Below are 396 nucleotides of genomic sequence, written 5' to 3' on the forward strand. Positions count from 1 at the left end.
CTTCTTTAGTGAGCATAGTATCAATTCTGGTTTAACGATTTATCGTCATCCTATCGAAATCACTATCATGAGTACACAGCAACTTATCAATCGCAGGCTTAACCATGCTTATTATCCGTGACTATCATGAGCGAGATCGGCAAGAATTTATTCGCCTTAATACGTGCCCGATCAATCGCGCCCACATGAATGGCGCACATTCTTATGAAAGTGCCTCAAGGCTGTTTGATAAGTTGCAGGGTGAGGAATCAACGATAGCTCGAGCAGTAGAGGTTAATGGTCGTTATGTAGGGCATCTATTTATCAGCGAACAAGAAGAGGGCTGGGAGCTAGGCTTCATCTTTGATAATGCGTATTGGGGGCAGGGGTATGCGACTAGAGCGCTGAAAATGTTGA

1 protein-coding gene is annotated in these 396 nt (G+C 44.2%); it reads left to right on the plus strand.

The genetic code is table 11. From position 1 onward, the window contains the following. Positions 1–104: 104 nt before the first annotated feature. Positions 105–396: GNAT family N-acetyltransferase (locus AB4585_RS24910; protein ID WP_372171431.1), on the plus strand; the 292-nt coding region annotated here is incomplete at its 3' end.

The sequence above is a fragment of the Vibrio sp. 10N.222.49.C9 genome (assembly GCF_041474985.1).
GTDB lineage: Bacteria > Pseudomonadota > Gammaproteobacteria > Enterobacterales > Vibrionaceae > Vibrio > Vibrio crassostreae_C.